Origin of the sequence: Bradyrhizobium sp. (assembly GCF_036735945.1) — a bacterium.
GTDB lineage: Bacteria > Pseudomonadota > Alphaproteobacteria > Rhizobiales > Xanthobacteraceae > Bradyrhizobium.
The window spans coordinates 1-4,656 of record NZ_DAINNI010000213.1; the positions used below are offsets into that span (position 1 = coordinate 1).

At 64.4% G+C, this 4,656-nt stretch carries 5 protein-coding genes; all 5 read left to right on the forward strand.

Annotated elements, in window-relative coordinates:
• A partial coding sequence (locus V7E26_RS29230; RefSeq protein ID WP_324422859.1) for a TRAP transporter small permease occupies positions 1-378 on the forward strand: 378 nt, incomplete at its 5' end.
• Positions 379-384: 6 nt separating this feature from the next.
• Positions 385-1,701 (forward strand): TRAP transporter large permease, encoded by a 1,317-nt coding sequence (locus tag V7E26_RS29235; RefSeq protein ID WP_324422860.1) that lies wholly within the window; start codon positions 385-387, stop codon positions 1,699-1,701.
• Between the two features lie 9 nt (positions 1,702-1,710).
• Positions 1,711-2,172, forward strand: a complete 462-nt coding sequence (locus tag V7E26_RS29240) for a DUF3237 domain-containing protein (RefSeq protein WP_324422861.1) — start codon at positions 1,711-1,713, stop codon at positions 2,170-2,172.
• A gap of 858 nt (positions 2,173-3,030) precedes the next feature.
• On the forward strand, positions 3,031-3,834 hold the full coding sequence (locus V7E26_RS29245; protein ID WP_324422862.1) for a crotonase/enoyl-CoA hydratase family protein: 804 nt from the start codon (positions 3,031-3,033) through the stop codon (positions 3,832-3,834).
• Between the two features lies 1 nt (position 3,835).
• Positions 3,836-4,656, forward strand: an 821-nt coding sequence (locus tag V7E26_RS29250; RefSeq protein WP_324422863.1) for an AMP-binding protein, incomplete at its 3' end; no start/stop codon positions are given.

Here is a 4,656-nt window from a genome sequence, read left to right on the forward strand (position 1 = left end):
TCCTTCGACATCGGGCGCATGCTGCTCGGCATCCTGATCTTCTGGGGCATCGCCGCCACCTCCTATCGCGGCGGCCACATCACGGTCGACCTGATCTGGGCCAATGTCGGCCCGAAATACCAGCGCATGATCGACGTGTTCGCGACGCTGGTGCTGCTGTTCGTGGTGACGGTGCAGACCTGGACGCTGTTCGACAAGGTGCGCACCACCTACAACGACAACGTCCTCACCTTCGACATGCACATGCCGACCTGGCCGTTCTTCGCCGTCGCCTGGGCCGGCGACGGCGCCGCGGTGCTGTTGATCGCGATCCGCACCTACCGCCTGATTTTCCACCCCGAGGACATCCATGACGCCAAGGTCAAGACGGTAGAGTAGGCCACCATGAGCACAGATGCCGTCGCCGTCATCGGATTCGTCGCGCTGTTCGCGCTGATGCTCTTGCGCGTGCCCGTCGGCATGGCGATGGGCCTCGTCGGCGTCTGCGGCTTCGGCTATCTCACCGGTTTCACGCCCGCCTTGAAGCTGGTCGGCCAGACCTCGATGCGCACGGTGACCGACTACACCTTCGGCGTGATCCCGATGTTCCTGCTGATGGGAACCTTCGTCAGCAATTCCGGCATGAGCCGCGAGCTGTTCCGCGCCGCCAACGGCTTTGTCGGCCATCTGCGCGGCGGGCTCGGCATCGCCACGGTGGCGGCCTGCGGCGGCTTTGCCGCGATCTGCGGCTCGTCGGTGGCGACGGCGGCGACCTTCTCGGCGGTCGCCTATCCCGAGATGCGCCGCTTCGGCTATCCGCAGTCCTTTGCCACCGGCGTGATCGCGGCCGGCGGCACGCTCGGCGCCATGCTGCCGCCGTCGACCGTGCTCGCGGTCTACGGCATCATCACCGAGCAGGACATCGGCAAGCTCTTCATTGCCGGCATCATTCCCGGCCTGCTGGCGATGACCATGTACATGCTGACCATCGCGCTGATCGGCTGGTTCCGGCCGGACTTCCTGCCGAAGGGAACGCAGACCACCTGGCGCGAGCGCTTTGCGGGCCTGAAGAACATCTGGGCGCCGGTGCTGCTGTTCGTCTTCGTGATCGGCGGCCTCTATGGCCTGCCGTTCCTGCCGCGCTTCACGCCGACCGAAGCCGGCGGCGTCGGCGCCACCGGCGCGTTCCTGATCGGCGTGTTCACCGGCCGGCTCAACAAGGACAAGATCCTGGCCTCTCTGCTGCAGGCGACGCGCACCGCGGCCGCGGTGTTCACGGTGCTGATCGGCGCGCTGATCTTCGGCTATTTCCTGACGGTGACACAGACCCCGCAGAAGGTCACCGAGCTGCTTACCGGCCTCGGCCTCGGCCCCTACGGCATCCTCGCGCTGATCATGGTGATGTATCTGGTGCTGGGCTGCCTGATGGACGCGATGGCCATGATCATCCTCACCGTGCCGATCATCTTCCCGGTCATCATGCATCTCGGTTTCGATCCGATCTGGTTCGGCGTGATCATCGTGATGACGGTGGAACTCGGCCTGATCCATCCGCCTGTCGGCATGAACGTGTTCGTGATCAAGAGCGTCGTGAAGGACGTCTCGTTCTCGACGATCTTCCGCGGCGTGATTCCATTCGTCGCGACGGACCTGATCCGTCTGGTGATCCTGATCGCATTTCCGATACTGGCGCTGTGGCTGCCGCAGCGCATGGCAGGGTAGGGTGGTGCTATGGCTCCGCAGCTTGAGACCAGATATGTCTTCACCATCACCGCGCGGATCGGCGAGGTCACGTCAGCGGGCGAGATCGGCTGCGGCGTGCGCCGGATCATTCCGATCGTTGGCGGCGAGGTGAAGGGCGAGAATATCAGCGGCAAGGTCTGCCCGTTCGGCGCCGATTTCCAGATCATCCGGCCGAACGATTTGATCGAGCTGGAAGCGAAATACGCCTTCGAGACCGATGACGGTGCGGTCGTCTATGTCGAGAACAGGGGCCTGCGCTTCGGCCCCCACGATCTTCTGCAGAAGCTCAAGCGCGGCGAGCCGGTCGATCCCAGGCTGATCTATTTCCGCACCGTGCCGAAGTTCGAGACCGGCGCGCCGAAGTATCGCTGGCTGATGGAAAACCTCTTCATCGGCTCCGCCGCCCGCCACGCCGACCGCGTGATCATCGACGTCCATCAGGTGCTGTGAGGCGTCGTCATTGCGAGGAGCGGAGCGACGAAGCAATCCATCCATCCACGCGCCGAGCCATGGATTGCTTCGCTTCGCTCGCAATGGCGTGGAAGTTGCCCGACGGGCAATTCAATTCTGATTTTCAGAAATCATGTCAAGCCCGAGAATCAAAAATATTCCGCTTCCGTTCTCACCCAAATCAGCGGCATAATTCCGCTCGTCTCACCGCGAGATGAGGGGCGTCGGCCATCGTCACTGACGCGCGGGGAGATGCGATGGACGCCGATGCCGTGACTGACGAGTGTGGCTGAGGCGTACGGTGAAGTCGTGTGGTTCTGGCGCCGTGGTGCTGGCGTCAAGTCCGAAGGGTGCGAAAGCATCTCGCGGGCGACGGAGGCAAAAGAGCCGTTCTCCGGGAAGAGCGCGAAGTAAGCCGTAAAGCCATTGCGCAGGGAAGGCCGGGATGCTCCCGCCGAACCTGTATGCTCGTGTGCATCTCTTGCCATGCGCAACAGCACACGAGACCGCGGGTGCGGCGCGCACCCGGTCTTCCCTGCGCCCTCAGATTGGAGAGGGCGGTAATCGAGATGCAAACCTCGGGCAGATGATGTCGCGAGATCGCGAACGCGCACTCGGTCGTCGCCCTCCGCCTTGTGCGCAATTGCGCACTGGGGCGGGTGACCAAGTATCCCAGAGACGCCGCAGTGACCGAACCGATAAGCCGCGGCGTACTGGTTCCTTCGCCTGCGCGGAGGATGACAGCGGTGTGTGCGGCGCCACGGATGCCTGCCAGAGACGCAAGCAACCCGCCTTGACTCCCGCCTCTCAAAATCGTTATAAAACATAACTATTCTCGACAGGAAGCAATAAAAGCCCATGGGAAACGCCGACGCCACCGCAACAGCGGGTCAGTCCGACCTGCTCGTGATCGAGCAGAACGGCGCGGTGCTGACTGTCGGCCTCAACCGTCCGGCCAAGCGCAACGCGCTGAATGACGGCATCATCCTGGCGATCCAGGATTGCTTCTCCGATCTGCCCGAAGGCGTTGGCGCCGTCGTCATCTACGGCATCGGCGACCATTTCTCCTCCGGCCTCGATCTCTCCGAACTCACCGAGCACGACGCCACCGAGGGCCTGCGCCATTCGCAGATGTGGCACCGGGTGTTCGACCGCATCCAGTACAGCCGCGTCCCCGTGATCGCGGCGCTGAAGGGCGCCGTCATCGGCGGCGGCCTGGAGTTGGCCTGCGCGGCGCATATCCGTGTCGCCGAACCATCGGCCTACTTCGCGCTGCCCGAAGGCCAGCGCGGCATCTTCGTCGGCGGCGGCGGATCGGTGCGGCTGCCGCGGCTGATCGGCGTGGCGCGAATGATCGACATGATGCTCACGGGCCGCGTCTATTCGGCGACCGAAGGCTCGTCTTACGGCTTCTCGCAATATCTCACCGAAGCCGGCGGCGCGCTGCCGAAGGCGCTGGAGCTTGCCGAGCGCGTCGCCGCCAATGCGCCGCTGACCAATTTCGCCGTGCTGCAGGCGCTGCCGATGATCGCGGAAGCCAACCCGCAGACCGGCCTGCTGATGGAATCGCTGATGGCGACGGTGGCGCAGAGCGACAAGGAAGCAAAACGCCGCATTCGCGCGTTTCTCGACCACAAGACCGCCAAGGTGAAGCCGACCTGACATGAGCGCCCAGCCCAGCATGTCCGCCTCCACTGACCCTGTCGCGCGCGACCAGCCGCTGCGCCCGATCTCGTTCGGCACGCCTGCCGTGCAGGTCGAGCGCCGCGACGACGGCACCATCTATCTGCGCCCGAAGGCGCAACTGCGCGACTATCCGGTGCGCATCACCGACCGCCTGCACCGCTGGGTGGCGGCTGCGCCCGATCGCATCTTCATGGCGGAGCGCAATGCGGCGCGGGGCTGGCGGCAGATCACCTATGCCGAACTGCTCGCGTCCGCGCGGCATATCGCATCGGCGCTGCTGGCGCGCGGCCTGTCCGCCGAGAGGCCCGTCGTCATCCTATCCGGCAACTCGATCGATCATGCGCTGGTCGCGTTCGGCGCGCTCTATGCAGGCATTCCGTTCTGCCCGGTGTCGCCGGCCTATTCGCTGGTGTCGCGCGACTACGGCAAGCTAAGCTATCTGATGAAGCTGCTGACGCCTGGTCTTGTCTTCGCCGACGACGCCACGAAGTTCGCCGATGCGCTTGCCGCCAACGTCCCCGATGACACCGAGATCGCCGTCTCCCGTGGCGTCGTGCCCGGGCGAGAGATCACGACGCTGGCGGACTTGATGGCGACCCCGTTGCATCCGCGCCTCGACGCGCTGCACGATGCGATCGGTCCTGACACCATTGCAAAATTCCTGCTGACGTCAGGCTCGACCGGCAACCCGAAGGCCGTCATCAACACCCAGCGCATGATCTGTGCCAACCAGGTGATGCTGCGCGAGACGCTGGCGTTCCTGAAGGACGAGCCGCCTGTCATCGTCGACTGGCTGCC

Excerpts from the sequence above, each read along its gene's own strand:
- V7E26_RS29235 (WP_324422860.1), top strand. The coding sequence starts at position 385 with ATGAGCACAGATGCCGTCGCCGTCATCGGATTCGTCGCGCTGTTCGCG.
- V7E26_RS29240 (WP_324422861.1), top strand. The coding sequence starts at position 1,711 with ATGGCTCCGCAGCTTGAGACCAGATATGTCTTCACCATCACCGCGCGG.
- V7E26_RS29245 (WP_324422862.1), top strand. The coding sequence starts at position 3,031 with ATGGGAAACGCCGACGCCACCGCAACAGCGGGTCAGTCCGACCTGCTC.